The sequence below is a fragment of the Candidatus Endolissoclinum faulkneri L5 genome, from assembly GCF_000510265.1.
GTDB lineage: Bacteria > Pseudomonadota > Alphaproteobacteria > Thalassobaculales > Thalassobaculaceae > Thalassobaculum > Thalassobaculum faulkneri_A.
The window spans coordinates 651,469-670,343 of record NZ_CP006745.1; the positions used below are offsets into that span (position 1 = coordinate 651,469).

Sequence of the window (18,875 nt, forward strand, 5' to 3'; positions counted from 1 at the left end):
AGCTTAATTTTTAAGCCTACTTTGCATCATGATTAATAGTATAATTTAAGGATATACTTTATCATTAGCTTTAAAAACATTATTTATTGAATTTATTTATTAGCCGCGTTTAGCTTCAAAATATTAGAAAAGAAAAATGGACCTAGCGTTGGATCCCAACAGGAGGACAATTCTCCTCTGCTATAAATTCAATAAGCTACTTGATTGAATATCAGCTATTACGATCTATCGGATGTATAGTGTATCCAAAATAATCAATAAAATAACAGCAATTTGCTATATAATTGGCGATTAGGATAGATGTTATTGCACTATAGGTTAATCAACAACAGTTCAATATTTTAAATACACAACTTTTTAGTAACCTCGTGTGTTTAAAATATTATTTAATTCAGCCTTTGCATTTATGGTTTTGTATGTACCAAGTATCTTCAATGCCTAAAGTTTTCAAAGCAGCAAGTATACCTTAATTAAAAAATTAAACCTATATCGCAAAATAATTAATAATTATTGCTAATATAAGAAATAATTGAAATCGTTATATTTTACCTAAAGATAGTCCCGGATCGATTGATGTTAATACATAATGTAGGTTATTTAATACTTGATTATAGATTAAATTTCCTCATAACAGAAAATAAATATAGTGTTTTATTGTATAATCCATGCAATTTTAGCTAACAATATATTAGCCATTCTGTGTATATTAATATATGTATATTAATATACACCTTATTATATTCTTTAGTTCGAAATAACTAAACAGTTAAGATTATGGTAACCTCTACCTTACCCAAGGGTAATTTACTATCGTAAATTGACTTCTAAACTGTTATTGCTTCATTTTAAAACAAGTGCTCTAGGTATGTTGGCTAAATCAGTTTTACGATTGACTTCTTGCAAACCAGCTTGAAGCATGATATCTGCAACAGCGTTCGCTTGACCAATTCCCAATTCTACGATCGTTATTCCATTATATGATAGAGCACGACGGAGTACAGGTGCAAGGGCACGGTAAGCATCCAGACCATCAGCTCCACCGAGAAGAGCATTAATTGGATCGTAATTGCGTACTCCATTTTCTAAAGTTAAAATTTCACCTTCAGCGATATAAGGTGGATTCGATAGGACTAAATCAAATTGATTATCTTGCAAACTGTTCCAGTTTTGACAACGGATTTCAGCTCGATCGGACAGCCCTGTCATCCACGCATTGTGTCGGGCTACTTCTGAAGCTGCCTGCGAGTTATCAATTCCAAGACCAGTGGCTGTAGGAAATTCTGAAAGAGCGGCCAATAACAAGCAACCGGTACCAGTCCCAAGATCAAGAACACGACTGGGTGATTTGCGATTTATAAACATTTCCAGAGTAGCTTCAATGAGAGTTTCGCTATCAGGCCTAGGGTCTAATGTATCTGTTGTTACCTTTAATTCCAATGTCCAGAAGGCGCATTGGCCGGTAATTTTATTAACTGGCTCTCCTGCAATGTGACGAGAAATCAATGCTTGGAATTTCTTCAAAGTCTTAGTATCAAGTAATTCTTCTTCGTGCGACCACACTGCCCTATTCAATAAATAACTAAGTAACAATCGTGCATTAAATCTACCATTATCGATTCCAGCGCAAGCAAAATCAGCAGCAGCAAATTTTATGACGTTGCGAATACTACTCAATTTTTGTCTTGCTCTTAGTTTATTTTTGCTAAACGTTCTGCTTGATCATCAGAAATCAGTGCTTCTATTACTTCATTAAGCGCTTCACCATTAATCACCTGATTTAGCTTGTAGATAGTTAAATTGATTCGATGATCGGTTACTCGGCTTTGAGGAAAATTATAAGTGCGGATGCGTTCTGAGCGACTACCAGAACCAACCTGGCTTTTACGATGAGCGGCACGTGCATGATCAGAAGCTTGACGTTGTATATTATAAAGCCTAGATCGCATAATCCGCATAGCTTTAGCTCGGTTTTTATGTTGAGATTTCTCATCTTGTTGAGTAACAACAACTCCAGTAGGAATATGGGTGATTCGAACTGCGCTATCGGTGGTATTCACATGCTGCCCTCCAGCCCCCCTAGAACGGTAAACATCCACCCTTATATCTTTTTCTTCAATATGAACATCGATTTCTTCTGCTTCCGGTAATACGGCAACGGTAGCAGCAGAAGTGTGTATGCGTCCTTGATTTTCGGTAACAGGAACTCTTTGCACCCGGTGCGTACCGCTTTCAAATTTTAGGTAAGCGTAAACTCCCACTCCAGTAATGCAAGCAATTGCTTCTTTATAACCATCCAGTTCATTTTCAGATAAATTCATGACCTCAAATCGCCAACCAGATTTTTGGGCATATCGTTGATACATGGTAAAGAGTTCAGCAGCGAATAATGCGGCTTCGTTCCCTCCAGTAGCGGCGCGTACTTCCAAGATGACGTTTTTCTTATCCGCCTCATCTTTCGGAAGCAACAAGACTTGTACATCACGCTCTAATTGTGGCAAGCGGGATTTGATCTTTTCAATTTCTATTTCAACTAGTTTGTTCATTTCTGCGTCTTTGCTGTCCGCTAAAGCTAGGGTATCAGCAAGCTCCGCCCAAGCGCGTTTAAGATTCTCGATCTTATTAACTACTGGGGTTATTTCGGACAACTCAAGAGCTATTTTTTGAAATGCGTGAGAATCTAGTGAGGATGGTTTAGAAATTAGCATTTCCAATTCACGCGCGCGCTGTAGCATATGCTCGAACGCCGAATTTAGATTCACATTTACTCTCCTTGCCTACTTAACCATACACTAAAAAATATCAATACTAAACGTTTGCTTGGCTAAACCACTATGTTTGATTAGTTCTAAAATACAATCACTAGCCTAATTTGCTTTTAGTGTGAGTTGTAATAATAGAACGATATTATCGCTTAATCAATAGATTAGTTAATATACTGATTTAGATATTTATTAAGATGTTATTCATCAAAATATTTCCAAATTAATTTCATAACGCAAAACTGTTGCCCTTTTCTTTTAATACTATTGTATTCGTAGTGCTATTGTTTATTCATCAAATATTTTTATCAATAGTGCTAATTATCTGAGCTAAAGTATGTTAACGTATTTTCGGTAAACTGACTTGACATTGTGATACGAAAATATACTGTAATGAGCTAATAAGGTATTTTTGTGTGTATCATGAATGTAATCATTAAAATGCTGTTTAGAATGAATTATTAGGTAATCCCCTATTTCATTAGCCAATAGTTAAGTTATGTAGTTTGCGTATTTAACAAATACTATAACTACGCTTAAGTGTACCCAGCACAATTAATGAAATAATATAAGTTAGTATAGGGAAATGATGCATTCCAAATTCCTTATTTACTCTGGCTGTTGTCAACAGTATTAGGATTGCTAGATCTCTTTTATTCTTGAACAGATCTTAATTGATGACAGCTATTCAACCTTTGTCATTTGAGCAATTTATTGTTAATAGATAGCTTTTTTATATTTATAATGTGTTGCAACAGCTTTTTCTAGATTCAGCTTATGCAGCCCAGCGTTAAGTATAGCACCGTAAGTATCTTAGTATCACTAAAAAGTTATAAGTAACTTAAATGGATATTTAGTAAATAGCGAATACAAATAAGATAAAGCACATTATGGATGCAATAAAAACCAACAAAAATATAAACCTCTCGCAGAAATTACCCTTTTGGAACGCAAGTTCAAATTTATGATATTTAAGTTAATGTATTATTTACATACTTCTATAAAGAACAAAGCATATTAATTTAAGCTCAGATATTGATTAATAAATTCGTTCTAAATGGAGTTCGTGCTTATCAGAAGATGCGCTTGTAATATATTTGAATAAAGTTTATTTATTCTTCAGTTGAGTAACTGATTGAGTATACGGGAAAATAATCAATAAGGTTTAAGTGATACTATAGTAAAGTTGGCTATATTTAAATCTAAATAGTGTAAATAAATCTTCTGCTGAATCCAATATATTATGATTTAATTAGAAATTTGCTTAATTTTTATTATTTTTATTATTTTTAATACTATTGCGATCAAAATCTATTCTGTCTTATCTCCAGAATGTACCATTTTTTGTGCTTTAATTTCTGATTCGATCTCAGCCGCTTTTTGTTCGATAAGTTTTACCATATAGTCGACAGTGTCTTTTCTTTTTAAGCGATGCTTTGGTTGACCAGCGGCATACACCATATGAGTACCCTTGCCGCCACCTATGATACCTATATCAGCATAGCGTGCTTCACCTGGGCCGTTCACTACGCAGCCGATTACTGCAACAGTCATCGGTGTAGTGATATGGGTTAGCCGATCTTCAAGCACTCGAACGTTTTCTATTACATCAAATTGTTGACGAGCACAAGATGGGCAAGAGATCACATTAACACCACGTTTGCGGAGGTTAAGGGATCTAAGAATGTCAAAACCAACTTTTACCTCTTCTTCAGGCGAAGCGGAGAGAGATACACGGATCGTATCACCGACACCGCTCCACAAAAGTGCACCAATACCTATGGAAGATTTTACAGTACCGATTCTCTGAGCGCCTGACTCAGTTACGCCAATGTGTAAGGGATAGTCACAAACCTGAGCTAAATCCTTATAAGCAAAGGTGGTGAGAAAAATATCAGAGGACTTTACGCTTATTTTAACGTTGTGAAAGTCATTATCTTCCAGGATGCGCAGTTGATTAAGCGCACTCTCGACCATTGCCCTTGGACAAGGCTCTCCGTACTTCTCCAATAGTTGCTTTTCTAGACTTCCAGCATTGACACCAATACGCATTGAACAGTTATTGTCTTTTGCTGCTTTCACCACCTCTCGCACGCGAGATACAGAGCCTATGTTACCTGGGTTGATTCGTAAGCAAGCAGCCCCATTCTTAGCGGCTTCAATTGCGAGTTTATAATGGAAATGAATATCAGCTACAATGGGAACGTTTACTTGAGCGGTGATCTGTTTTAACGCTTTTGAAGATTCTTCGTTAGGACAACTTACTCGCACTATATCAGCTCCGTTAGCTTCGCAGCGCTGAATTTGTTCAATTGTTGCTTTAATGTTAGTTGTTGGAGTGTTAGTCATAGTTTGGACGGCTATCGGAGCTCCATCGCCTATTGGAACCTTTCCTACATAAATACGACGGGAGAAACCTCGGCGGATGTCACGATAAGATCTAGTGCTCATGTTAACCTCAGCTATCGGCTATCTATAGTCTATTTTATTTTTTAATATATGAACATAGTTGTATAGCAAAAAGTAAGTCGTGCAATTCGTTTGCAGATTTTATACTTAAATTCAGTTCTTAATATAGTAGGCAATTATCTTGTTTAATTATATGGTACTTTGTTGGTAAGGATAATTTGAAAATGCTCATTATCATGAGGATAACATGTACTATAATTCCCTATAAATGAGTTAAAGTAAAGCTAAGTCTAATTGATTTATAGTAAATTATAGTCCGAATAAAATTTATGCTAATTGTGTTCGGCAAAATTTTATAAACCATCTTATCGGCTATGAGCGCACAATTAGACAATTTATCTTTGTCTAATATAAAAGGATTATTTAAAATATTATCGCATATGCTTAGTTAAGTTAAGTTTTAATAAAAGTTCTAGAGAACTATTGTTTTTTTTTGAGTTTTTCAAGCTTCGCTGTAACGCTAGTCAATCAGCGAACTTAAATATAAACAATAAAAGTCATATTTTTAATTTAAAAATTATTTTTTGCATCAAATTATCTTAATAGATAGAGGACTTAGTGTTTTGGTAATAAGGTATTTTAAATAATTGATGCTGCAATTGTAATATCAGTAATTATCGATCAAAAACTGAACATTGGAAAAGGAAAATACCGAAAGAAAATATTTTAGTACAAAATTATTAAAGCAGAAAATAGATATTATCATTCAACTAAACAACAAAGCCTTCGAGTAAAATTAAGCTTACTATTATCTATATAACTAATAAATCATCTAACTAAATTTAAATGAATAGCTATTTCTATCGTTTTAATAAATCATTGATAATTTTGAATAGTTCAGTAAGTCATATTCGGTGAAATTTTTCTTGTTTTCAATTTAAACATTACAACAAAATAAAGCATATTGCCTTAGTTAGATCGCCAATTAATGTAGAGATTACTTAGGAATAAGGGATCTTGTATTAATTTTTTCTTGAGATACATTGCTTGATATGCTGGGAAGGTCTATAGATTTTTCGCTCTTTTTGGTAAACAATTCCATATCTGTAATTGTATCAATTATAAATTGATGCGCGGCTAATCTTTAACAATGCTTTTTAACAATTTCTCAACAGACTTATTGCTTTCTGGAATATTTTCTGTGCTTAATGCGTCGCTTGTTCATCACTCCATAACTGATCTAACTTATAAAACTTTCGTACTTCTGGGCGGAACAAGTGAACTATTATATCACCAGTATCTAGTATTACCCAGTTACCTTGGCAATCCCCTTCTACAGATACCTTATTTATTCCATTACTTTTGAGCATGCTGCGAATGCGATCAGCCATAGACAAAACGTGGCGTGAGGAGCGACCATTGGCTATTATCATATAATCACCAATCGGTGACTTGCTTACTAGATCGATAATCATCAAGCAATCCGCTTTATCTTCTTCTAGTAATTCTAACACCATCTTTTTGATATTTCTGTTTTGGTTATGAGTAAATTGGTTGCTTATGGATAGTCCTCCTTATATCGTTAGAGCAAATTCATAATAAACGGTAATTTAACGAATATTTTATTATTATCGTAAAATCTTATTGCTATGTTAATTGATTGATAGAGGCATTTAAATGATATTTTGTATCAATCTAGTGTTAAGGGTATCTCAAGCGTCACCAATCAAATTGTTAATGGTACAGTTATATTTTAATATTTATTTACTCAAAAATTATCTATAAGGATAGGATGATAGCTTGTTCGCTTAATTCGTAATCTAACTAATTAATAGAAAACATGATATAACAAAAGTTTATTATTGTCAAAAATTACTTATTTAGCTATTAAATAGCTACAGAGCAAACAATTAGTATTTTAAAATATTAATTGACTTTTTGATTTGGAACTTATTTATAAAACTATTATTTGCATTAGGGTTCATCGCAGTTATTAGCAAATTAAATACAAAGCAATCATGCTTTATCTGCTAGTGATATATTAATCTTTGTACACAATTTTGTTTGTGTGTTTCATAATATCTAACATTACTAGAGTACTAGTATTGTTCTCTCCTAAATATGCGTTTTATTTTCTATTTCTTAGGTCAATCACAGATATATGCTATAAATTTTTATTTACCCAGCAATTTACCTCTATTCCAAAAAAAAAAATATTAACTTTGCTATCTTTAAGATTATAGTGTAGGTTGCATAAGGAATAATAAATTATTTAATTGCTTACACACGTACACGTAATGGTAAAGATAATCAAACTGCATCTCTGTGAGCATAGTATTATTAATTTTTTTCATAGCGGAAAGCTTAATTAAGCATTTTAATGAGCTATATATACCACGTTAAGCGTCCAGTTGTTCTTTGTATCATGGACGGTTGGGGTTACCGTTCTGATCGTAACAATAACGCCATAGCACTTGCCAATACTCCAAGTGTGAAAGATCTTTTTTCCCGTTGGCCAAGTAGTTTAATCAATGCAGCCGGTAAATTTGTTGGTCTGCCGGATGGACAAATGGGTAATTCAGAGGTTGGGCATATGAACTTAGGTGCTGGCCGCGTAGTTATGCAAGATTTACCAAGGATCAATTTAGCGATCAAAGATGGTAGTCTTGTTAAACAACCTGCTATTACCGAGTTATGTGATGCATTAAAAAATTCGGGCGGCACATGTCATCTTATGGGTTTGATCTCTACTGGGGGGGTGCATAGCCACTATAGTCATGTAGTAGCTTTAGCTAAGATCATTTCCGCTAAAGGCGCAAAGGTTGTAATTCATGTTTTTACAGATGGTCGAGATTGTTTTCCCAAAAGTGCGAAAAATCACCTGCACACATTTATTAATGCTCTTGGTGGAGTAGCTGATATTGCTTCTGTTAGCGGGCGATTCTTCGCTATGGACAGAGACAATCATTGGGATAGAATCGAACATTCATGGAAAGCTGTTTGCTTAGCAGAAAGTGGAAGAAGTGCAAATGACGCTATCGCTGCGGTAGAGCAAGCATATGCTCAAGAAGAAACTGACGAGTTTATTACCCCAACTATAATAAATGGCGGTATGCCAGTACGTAACGGTGATGCCGTAGTTATGTCAAATTTTCGAGCTGACCGATCCAAAGAAATTTTAATTCCTTTTGTAGACGAGAACTTTAACGGATTTTCCCGCTCTCGTATTCCTAGGCTCTGTATTGTTGTCGGCATGGTCCAATATTCTTCTGACTTAGCTTCAAAAATGCTAACAATATTTCCTCCAACCAATATAGCGAATACACTTGGTGAGGTTGTAGCAAATGCAGGTAAAGCCCAGCTACGTATCGCTGAAACTGAAAAGTATCCTCACGTTACTTTTTTTTTGAACGGTGGCCGGGAAGAGATCTTTGACGGAGAGGAAAGAATCATTATTCCTTCGCCAATGGTAAAAACTTACGATTTGCAGCCTGAGATGTCAGCATTGGAATTATGCGATAAACTTGTTTCAGCGATTGATGCCGATAACTATGATCTGATTGTTGCTAATTTCGCTAATCCAGATATGGTTGGCCATACAGGAAGTTTAGATGCTGCTATCAAAGCAGTGGAAACTGTAGACAATTGTATTGGTCGAGTCGCAGATGTAGTATTAAGGGTTGGTGGAGTGATGTTTTTGACTGCTGATCATGGAAATTGCGAGATCATGATTGATTCGGAAACTGGAGAAGCCCATACGACACATACTAACAGTCTAGTCCCTGCCATTTTAGTTGGTGCACCAGATGATATAGCGTATCTGAATAATGGAATTCTTGCCGATGTAGCTCCTACTTTACTTTCTCTAATGGGAATACAACATCCTTCAGTAATGACCGGCAAATCAATGCTTTTGTATAAATATTAAACAACAAGCTTGTCAATCCCAATAAGAGCCCAATACTTGTATATTGGTTACTTGATCTTAAGAATAAGGCTATTTAACTGTTTAGCTCAAAATTTTTGTATGCAGGATAATGTGTATCAAAGTTTTGCATTATTTTAATGCATTGAGCATAGTACGCAAGCAACAACCTATCTTAAATATGTACGTGAGAAATCTAATCTGCAGCACGTTAATACCTAGATAATTATTTTTTTGCATGTATTGACTTGGCTAGTATTCTTTATTGCTAGAAGACTAGCTCTGGATAGTCTTGTTAGATAGCTAAAATTGAGAATTACCTTGATAGCCTAGAATCGACAAATTATTTGATATATTTACTTCACATAAAGTAATATTCTCCTCTTTATCCTAAAGACATTACTGTAATTAAAGTAAATTTAGCTAATCAAGATTTCTTATAAGTTATTTGAATTTTTTAATTAGCTAACACTAGAGGCTAGTATTTTATGTAAATCCTGGCAATATCATTCCTTTATTCCATTAACTATTTATTTTAGTACGGTAAAGCTTTTTGCTAAATTGTTTTTACCACATGCAGTTAAACTTTCAAGAGCAAGCAGCTTAGCTTATTAAGGATTTTATTTAATAAAGGTTTTATTTTTATAGATGAAGCAAGGAATACTTCTTATGCAGCAGGCAGTGTTTTGTAAGCCGCCTCGTAGTATCGATTTGTTTGCTTATTATTACTTATTAAGAATTTTTAACGAAGTAAATACTTCGATGATGTTCATAAGTTTAAAATATAAAAAGTACTAACTAGTAATACAGATGGTTGTTTGATAAATTTTTATCTTATGTATTAATTTGGTATAAGACATTTTGCGTAAAATAGCTAATTGATTTTGGATTGTTTGTTTGTATTTAATGATGCACTAAGATGCAATTTAGTTTTAAAGAAAAATTTACTTGATATAATCTCGTTATGTTGATGATAATAAAAATATTTTATTTTAGTAGTTATTGTTTAATTTTTTTTGTGTAAAGTGCATGGTGAAGCTTCTCCAGGGTTTTTACTAACCAATTCACTTAAACTTTTACTATTAAAATAATAAGAATTAAGATCACTTTCTTGTCATTTTAATATTAACTTTAAGTATAATCACAGGAATTATTAATCTTCTATAAGAAGATTAGCTTGGCCTAGCATCATAGCTATTTTGTACAAAAAATTATCGCTCTTGGCGATCTAAAAAGAGCAGAACTTTTGTATTGCAATTAAAGTGATTTGTATCTAATTCTAATTTTATATTCATAAGTACACGATTTGTGGATTCATTCTAACTATTCTGCAAAAAGATATTGGATGTTTTTATTTAAGTAATAAAACTTAGACAGAATAATAGTTCTGATTACTCCACACCTTACTTTTAGTACTTATTGCAAGTCACATGAATTTAATTAGCTATGAGTTTTAATATGGCTTGATAAAAAACTGGTGTGATTTATTACTGAAGCCGCTAACTAGTTTATTCAATAGTATATATTCTCTAATTGAATTATTATCATTTATCTTGGGAATAATTCTTCTTAAAAATTAAAAGTATTAGTCAACTTGATAATAAATATACCATGCTAATAGAATAGCATATTTATTATATTATCGATTAAGTTATTGAATTTATCGATTAAGTTATTGAATATAAATATAAATAATTTAAACAACTTACATAAGCCAATAAAACCTAGATTAAAAAAGTTGATCAGTTTTATTAAAATCGCTATTTTAGGCGAACTTATTATCTGCTTTAGCTTTATATAAAGCAGTTTTGCTATTTTTTAATTTGCTGTGACACTATAATTTATGATGTAATCATTATTTTTTAATGCTAAAAAATTTTAGCCTATCGAAGGTATAACCATAATGGCTAAAATAATCGTTGTTAAATTTAGCTAGAATGTAGTTGCGTAAAATAATTTATTAATTAAAAGGTATTATTGCTTTGGTGTATGCTAGTTAATAATAAATGCTAGTTAATATTTTAGCTTTTACATAATGCCTATTGTGTTATTGATTGAATATAGGACTTAAAATTTTTAAAAACTTTTTGCTGTATAAAAAAATAAATAAAAATTAGTTTCTAATTTGCGAATATTGAATATTAGCAAATTTAATGTAGTTTTGCCATATTAAGCACGGGCATCCACGAACCGACTCTAGTTTTACTTCTTTAAAAATCTATGAAATATTGATAATCAACGTTAATAAATCAAAGCCATTAATACTGCTCCGGTATATAGTTTTCAGCTGCGTAGTTTGTAAATTTCGTTGTAGAACCATCGAAATTCAATTTCACTACACCAGTTGGGCCATGACGTTGTTTAGAGATGATTATCTCAGCCCTGCCATGAGCTTTCTTGCAACGTTCTTTCCACTGATCGTAGCGTTCATGAAATTTTTTAGCATCTTCTTCTATTCGCTGAATTGGTTCAGATTTCTGTAGATAATATTCCTCACGGTAGATAAACATGACTATATCTGCATCTTGCTCAATCGAGCCAGATTCACGTAGATCAGCTAAAATTGGTCTCTTGTCTTCGCGTTGTTCTACTGCGCGAGATAGCTGTGATATGGCAAGGACTGGTACATCAAGTTCTTTAGCGATTGCCTTCAGCCCCTGAGAAATGGATGAGATTTCTTGCACTCGATTATCGATGCGTCCACCTCTGGCCTGAGCAGGACGCATAAGTTGTAAATAATCTACTACTATCAGTGATAAGCCAAGCTGACGCTTTAAACGTCTAGCGCGAGTGCGCATTGTATGAATAGGAATAGCTGGGGTATCATCGATAAACATCGGCGCTCGTTCTAAATACTCACTTTCTGTTACTAATTTTTGAAAATCTTCGTTATTAAGCTGTCCGCGACGCAGTTTGTCTGAAGCTATACCGGTACGTTCAGACAAAATACGTGTGGCAAGCTGTTCAGCCGACATCTCTAGAGAAAAAAATGCTACAGGTTTTGCTGGTATATCCGGATCATCCATCAAGCTAGTAGAAATGTGAAAAGCTATATTAGAAGCTAGAGTCGATTTACCCATAGCAGGACGAGCTGCTAGAATTAGCAAATCAGAGGCATGAAGACCGCCAAGCAAATTATCAATATCAATGAAGCCAGTAGAGTATCCAGCAATTCCTCCTTCTCGTCTATATGCGGCTTCAATTTGTGCAACTGATTCTAATAAAGCCAGTTTTAATTCTTTCATACGGTTTGTGTTTGCACCAGTCTCGGCTAAGGTGAATAATTGATTCTCAATATTATCTATTAGTTCGTGCGCAGGAATATCAATATCGCGATCAAAAGCTTCATTAACCATTACTTCACCAATATCAATCAGTTCGCGTCGCAAGTAACATTCGCGGATCTCGCGTCCGTAGTCTGAAGCGTTAATTACAGTAACGACAGAAGCAGCAAGTTTTACCAAGTATTGAGCACCGCCAACCGTAGACAAAGCCTCATCTTGATCAAACATACACTTAAGTGTGATTGGTGTGGCTATTTGTCCTCGATTAATTAATTTAGCACAAGCGTCAAAAATGCGTCCATGTACCGGATCAGCGAAATGCTCTTTGCTCAAAAATTCGCTGACCTTATCATATGATCGATTATTTACTAGGATTGCTCCAAGCAATGCTTGTTCTGCTTCTAAATTGTGTGGTGGTTCTCGATAGGATGATCTGTTCTTGGAAGAACTATCTGTAAACAATGGATTAGTATTAGGAAATGAAGAGATACTAGATTCGTAATTTGACATACCTAAATATACCGAAGTTATCTGACAAAATTTTTAATTACATTAATTTTTACGCACAATTTATTTTACAATAAGTTAGTTCTCTCTTTAGTGCTTACATTAAATAATTTAACGCACAAGAATAACATACCCAATTGTGAATTAGTTTGCTGTACTTAACTTTAATAAGTTAGCTTGATAGCTAGTTGTTTTAAATTGTCTAAGAATCACTCGGTTGTCGCTCTGCTGCCTTTTCTTAAAATTGACTGCTTAAGCAGTCAATTTTAAGAAAAGGCATGATTGTCATGGTAAAGGTTTGACTATTTTAATACTAAGAAAAATTTTCTACTGAATTATTAGCTCATTCCTGGAATTCAAAACAACCCTCCTCGTTCAGTCTTCTCTGATTTACTTAAGATTATAATTTCAAGCTTCATCAACACAAAATAAACAATCATATTTGTATACTTAAACTGACTGTTATTCAACTAAAAGTTAATTATCTAGAAAGTTTAGGTAAAATATAATGCAACACGATGATTTGATATAGAAAAAGGAAGCTAACTATTTTATTTTACCTATCATTTTTAAGAATAACAGCGCTTAAAGTTTTTCATAGTTGATCTATAGCTAAAGATTATGCAAGATAATGCTGTTGATCAATAACGCATTATAAATAATTTACTACATTATAAATAATTTACTATTTATTTTTATCTACCTTGCGGGGGTATAATCCTCAATTCTTATTAATTACAATAAGCGCAAAATGCAAGATTACTTTATTAAGTTGTCAAAAGATTATTCTGCGCTTTTATTAATTGACTTTTGAATAACTTAACTATCATTTTCATATGTTACATAAAATTAAGTTTTCACTTTGTTAGGTGGTTTTATACTGCACTTAAGCTAGAATACAATTGTATTCTAGCTTAAGTATTTGATTTAGTTATAATAATACCAGCGTGCATTGTTTATCCAATACTATTCCTATCGATTTTGACTAAATACTTTACAATCTTCCTTTTATCTACTTGCTAGTTTTACTTTTTGAGTTTTGCTAAAAAATCTATTGGTCAATGTCATCACAAAGTCTAATGGGTTTAAAATACTGATCAAAACTGTTATACATCTTTTTAAGCATTAAGACAGCTGCTGGTGTTTTACAGTTCAATTTATTATTCTATGCGCTCACATAATTAATTAGCTTTAGGCTTAAAATAGCACTATAGTTAACAAAGGCAGTGTATACTTCATTATAGTTATTAAATCTATCGCATTACATCTATTCAATCTATCGCATTACATCAATCGCCGGCTATTCATATAATGAATTAAATACAGGAACTATCAAAATTACAAACATCACTCAAATCTTACTTTAAGGTGGATTTAAACCCACATTGAGCATTATATTCATTAAATAGTCTCTGCAAAGAGAGCAAATAATTTTTCTATTTTGCATAGCCTTATTTACTATCATCTAAATCTCTAGTCTCTAGAGAATCAATAATTTGGTAATATAGCTCATTCCATGACTGCTTATCAACGGTGGTGATGATTCCACCACTAAGTTTTGTTGGGCAATAAGCTGTACCGTCTATACATGCGGAATATCCTCCAGCTTCATGATGAATAAGTAAACCTGGTAGATGATCCCAGGGCATTTTTTTCCAGTAAATTCCATAGTGCCATTGCCCAGTAGCCATTTGGATGTAGTCGTAACCTGCGCAACCTTGGCTATAATATCGATCGCACAACACAGCGTTAACTCTTTTGCGTATGTTGAAGCGTAATCTTTCTGGGATAAAACGAAAGTTAAGCGATCCCTCCATTGCATCAATAGCAACTGCCGATGCTACTTGAAGACGCTCGCGACCGTTATGGTTTAACATCCACGCCCCCTCATTTAATCCAGCTATAGCTGTACGCTCTTGAGTAGGTTGATGAATTGCGGATGCAATGGTTTTGCCATGATAGTTTAACGCTACCATTAAACAAAATATGTCTTTGCCCTCAACGAAATTGTTCGTGCCATCTACTGGATCAACAATCCATACAGGATTATCTTCCTCGATTAACTTTATTAGTGATGGATTATTTTCAATCGATTCCTCTCCTATTACCAACGAGCCTGGATAGAGCGATGGCAATAATTTGATCAACCTACGTTCAGCAGCTTCGTCAGCTATAGTTACTAGATCACTTGGTCCTGTTTTTTCGCGAATATCACCTTCCTTTAAATTGCACCATCGAGGCATAATGTCCATCTTTGCTACCTCCGTTAAAATTGTAGCAAGACGGTCAAGATCAACAGTCGTCATCTTATGTAAAATAGCTCCCTAAAAATAATCTTCTAGCTAAAACTCGTGTCATGGTGTTATTGCATGCGATTAGTGCTATGGTTAGCTAGTGGGATTAATAGCTCGTTAGATATAATAATATACATTAACTAAATATTCAAAATCTTGTGTTATTTAACTTGTAAAACCGACTAACAGTATCCGCATTTATTACTAAATAAAGTAAAGCTAACAAAATTACTGTTAATCATAGCATTACATAATTTTTAAGTTAAGTATAATACTAATTAATTTTTTAAGCATTAATAACATTTTATTTACTGTAGCTTAATTATTAATAACATTTTATTTACTGTAGCCTAGCGTTAATTGAGCACTTTATCTATTCCTGTTACGCTCTAGCACCCCTGCAACGATTAATAGTTATTATCGATAATTTAAAATTGACATCAATATTCTTAAAATATTCAAAATTAACAAGTGTTAATAGTCGCTAATCATCTTTAGAATTCATAATTTATAGATGATAAAATTTCAAGATATCTCCCGTTATTTCAATAATTAACTAGTTACTAAAAAATTAATTATTGCATCAATTTAAGATAAATAATGATTTAAGATTAAATAATGATTCGGCTAATCTATAACATTAACAATGTGATTGCGTAATCAAATTTTAACATTACACAATCGATAAGATCAATTTTAGCAGCATAATTTATTTTTTTAGATAAACTACCCACTGGATGGCGAATTTGATATATTTGCTACTTTTTAAACTCTATTTACATTGACAATAAAGTTTAAGCTTGAATTGTAAAGCATTATCTAAGGCAAAATTTCCAGGAGTAGTGCTTAGACTGCCTTGAACGTAAAACTCAGTCAGTAACATGTACGTTTTCCTAAAATAATCTTAATTGTAATACAAAAACAGTTAACTCTCTTTCAATAAAAAATGTCAAATGTTTATTTGTAGCCGATAATAATTTCATACATAGGTTTCTGTTTTCACTCTTTCGCTGTATTCATTTCTCTACAATTTTTGCACTCTAGATAATTAGTAGAATAATTCTTTATTATATTTTCGTGTAGCTGATCTGCAAGCTTTGCAAAATATTTTATTCGATAAATAAACTAATCGCTTAAAATTATATATTTTCAATATGGCAAAAAGATTTTTTCTTTATTAATATAGATTAAGATTGTCTAAAATGCACTACCCTTAGCGGTAAGTAGTCCTATTGCTAAGATTTAGCTAAATTTGATGATAAATATTAATGTTTCCTAAGTTTGCTTAATGTCTGGACTATTAACAGCTAAAGCCTTTAATATTACGCTTAATGTTAACTAATAATTAGCCAGCGCAATCTGATATCAATATCCAGATCTACTCTAAGTAAACTTTAGATTACTCTATTTACACGCATTAAAGTAAAATCCTTGTGTGCAATTATTTAATTTTATTAATTGCTAATGTTATCTTAATTATTTGGATAATACGATATGGTATTGATTTTCTTATTTTATTTTTGATTATCCGCAATCTATAAATACGAAATAATTGTAATTTTTAGCTTTAAGATAGAAAGTATTGACATTTAGGTTTGAGGATAATTGCTAGCTTTGTAATATTGTTAACGTAAAACTATACGATAAAAGAAACGACCATATGACTGTGCGAGCATGGATATTAATACAATCCCAGCCGAATATGATGATTATTTCAACTGTTTTGCAAGTTAAGTCGTTACAAATTGTATTATTAGGGTAATGCTAGCTTTGCTAGTATTCTTACAACTATCTAGAAACATACAATTCTGGGTGGTCGGACTTAAACAATTATTTATAAGCACTTCGGCACAGCCTTAGGGCAATGAGTTATCGAAAGAGTGCAGTTTTTAAGAGCATTTGCAAAAGCATTGCAATTATATTACTAATAATAATCTAATCTAGATTAGCTCTAAAGCTTGGCTAGCAGGAGCTAGCGCATATCTACAAGGTAAGTAAAATCGTTTCGGCGCACTTTGTGTTTCACTCGTTTATATGGTACCGCCTTGCTGATTAGCATATTCTATATAACTACCTCGTAAACCAAGCGATAAAATACCAGCCCTACCATCACCAATTAATACATCATCAATTTGGGTTACTGGAGTAACGAAAGTAGTGGCAGAGGATATAAAAGCTTCTCGTGCTGCTTTAGCTTCTTCAATAGAGAAAGATCGCTCTGTATATTTAATACCCAAGCGCTTAGCTAGCTTTAAGATTGATAATCGAGTAGTGCCGTTTAAAATATCATGATTAGCTGTTCTAGTTATCAGAGCACCACTTTGAGTCACTATCCAAGCGTTACTTGATGTACCTTCAGTGATTTTACCATTTTCATCAACTTGCCAAGCCTCGAAAGCACCTTGTTCTTTAGCTTTTTGTCTGCCTATAATATTAGGCAGCAATGCTAATGATTTAATATCACGACGTTTCCAACGAATATCTTCAATGGTTATCACTTTCACACCGGCCTCTATAGTTTTTTGACTAGGCATGGTAATGGGTTTGGCGGTCAATACAATACTGGGTTGGGCTTTATTGGGAAATGGATGCTCGCGCTTGGCAACACCGCGGGTTACTTGTAAATAAATTAAACCGCATTTAATTTTATTCAGTCGTATTATCTCGCGTATTATAGAGCGCAGAGCTGCTCGACTAACAGGTTGCCTTATGCATAACTCCCTCAACGAGCAATCCAGCCGATCAAGATGCATAACCTCGTCAATCATCATACCATTATACACGACAATAACTTCATAAACGCCATCAGCAAATTGATAACCACGATCCTCAATGTGAACTGTGGCATAAGAATGCCGCAGGAAACGACCATTTACATATGCAATTCTGGACATAAACAACTCTAAATAAACCTAGTGTATACTAATATATTACCATTAACTATGTATATAATATTACCTGTGTATATAATATTACCTAGTAAATAAACCTAGTGTAACTAATATATTACCTATTAACTATGTATATAATATTGCCTATGTAAATAATTACTATTACCTATATGTAAATAATTACAATAGTATTCATAATAATATCGAATAAAATACAACAACTTCATACATGGAAATTAACTATCATCAAATCAATGGCATATTTGCAGCTGAGATTATAGAAAAACAGCATCGCTATACCAAAAATAGCTAACTATAATTTGCCCTTCCTGCAGAATTTTTTATTTTTGTCACTAGAGTATTTTATTTTTATGGTTGTTATTGTGCAACCATTTGTGACTAGCGATGTTGGACTAAACGTAGTTATAGATTCTAAACGTAGCTATTGTAAACCTGTTTTCAAAAAATTTTATTTTTATTTGCCCTAGAATTTTAAAATTTGTCCTAAAAGAATTTTAAAAATATATTTAGCGTCTAGGTGCAAAATGATATTCTTGGCTTAGTTCCAATAATGTTTTAAATGAGCTTGTTGCGTCAATTCACCAAAATAGATTGAATTTATTAAGATTATCTAGAATATCTAGAAATTTTGAAGATTATGCTAGATTTTGCACTTAGAATTATTTGTGTGATTTTGCGGTTTTTATTTGGTATCTAATAGTTTTACTGATTTTAAAAGCCTTAGCTGTAATTTGAGTTGATTAGTTTGTGCATTGCAACACAAGAATTTATAGATCTTGAAAATG

8 protein-coding genes are annotated in these 18,875 nt (G+C 33.1%); 1 reads left to right on the plus strand and 7 read right to left on the minus strand.

All coding sequences use genetic code 11. From position 1 onward, the window contains the following. Window positions 1–840: 840 nt before the first annotated feature. From prmC to rsfS, 4 genes are all read right to left on the minus strand, one after another. A complete protein-coding gene (gene prmC, locus P856_RS01975; RefSeq protein ID WP_025300497.1) occupies window positions 841–1,674 on the minus strand; it encodes a peptide chain release factor N(5)-glutamine methyltransferase in 834 nt (277 codons plus the stop codon). 14 nt (window positions 1,675–1,688) lie between these two features. Next, window positions 1,689–2,759, minus strand: a complete 1,071-nt coding sequence (gene prfA, locus P856_RS01980) for a peptide chain release factor 1 (RefSeq protein ID WP_025300498.1) — start codon at window positions 2,757–2,759, stop codon at window positions 1,689–1,691. A 1,311-nt stretch (window positions 2,760–4,070) separates the two neighbouring features. Then, entirely contained in the window at window positions 4,071–5,210 is a 1,140-nt protein-coding gene (ispG, locus tag P856_RS01985) for a flavodoxin-dependent (E)-4-hydroxy-3-methylbut-2-enyl-diphosphate synthase (protein WP_025300499.1), read from the minus strand. Between the two features lie 1,163 nt (window positions 5,211–6,373). Next, window positions 6,374–6,685 carry a ribosome silencing factor gene (gene rsfS / locus P856_RS01990; RefSeq protein ID WP_025300500.1) on the minus strand — a complete coding sequence of 104 codons (312 nt, stop codon included), beginning with the start codon at window positions 6,683–6,685 and terminating at the stop codon, window positions 6,374–6,376. An 863-nt stretch (window positions 6,686–7,548) separates the two neighbouring features. On the opposite strand from rsfS, the gene gpmI reads away from it, so the two are divergent. After that, on the plus strand, window positions 7,549–9,096 hold the full coding sequence (gene gpmI, locus P856_RS01995; protein WP_025300501.1) for a 2,3-bisphosphoglycerate-independent phosphoglycerate mutase: 1,548 nt from the start codon (window positions 7,549–7,551) through the stop codon (window positions 9,094–9,096). A 2,255-nt stretch (window positions 9,097–11,351) separates the two neighbouring features. On the opposite strand, the gene P856_RS02000 is transcribed toward gpmI, so the two are convergent. From P856_RS02000 to P856_RS02010, 3 genes are all read right to left on the minus strand, one after another. After that, on the minus strand, window positions 11,352–12,887 hold the full coding sequence (locus tag P856_RS02000) for a replicative DNA helicase (protein ID WP_025300502.1): 1,536 nt from the start codon (window positions 12,885–12,887) through the stop codon (window positions 11,352–11,354). A 1,448-nt stretch (window positions 12,888–14,335) separates the two neighbouring features. Continuing rightward, entirely contained in the window at window positions 14,336–15,190 is an 855-nt protein-coding gene (locus P856_RS02005; protein ID WP_025300503.1) for an inositol monophosphatase family protein, read from the minus strand. 2,018 nt (window positions 15,191–17,208) lie between these two features. Next, window positions 17,209–18,072 carry a D-amino-acid transaminase gene (locus tag P856_RS02010; protein WP_025300504.1) on the minus strand — a complete coding sequence of 288 codons (864 nt, stop codon included), beginning with the start codon at window positions 18,070–18,072 and terminating at the stop codon, window positions 17,209–17,211. Window positions 18,073–18,875 lie beyond the last annotated feature (803 nt).

Bases quoted from the DNA above. Each gene is read 5' to 3' on its own strand.
- ispG (WP_025300499.1), bottom strand. From the start codon at position 5,210: ATGAGCACTAGATCTTATCGTGACATCCGCCGAGGTTTCTCCCGTCGT.
- rsfS (WP_025300500.1), bottom strand. From the start codon at position 6,685: ATGGTGTTAGAATTACTAGAAGAAGATAAAGCGGATTGCTTGATGATT.
- gpmI (WP_025300501.1), top strand. From the start codon at position 7,549: ATGAGCTATATATACCACGTTAAGCGTCCAGTTGTTCTTTGTATCATG.
- P856_RS02000 (WP_025300502.1), bottom strand. From the start codon at position 12,887: ATGTCAAATTACGAATCTAGTATCTCTTCATTTCCTAATACTAATCCA.
- P856_RS02005 (WP_025300503.1), bottom strand. From the start codon at position 15,190: ATGACGACTGTTGATCTTGACCGTCTTGCTACAATTTTAACGGAGGTA.
- P856_RS02010 (WP_025300504.1), bottom strand. From the start codon at position 18,072: ATGTCCAGAATTGCATATGTAAATGGTCGTTTCCTGCGGCATTCTTAT.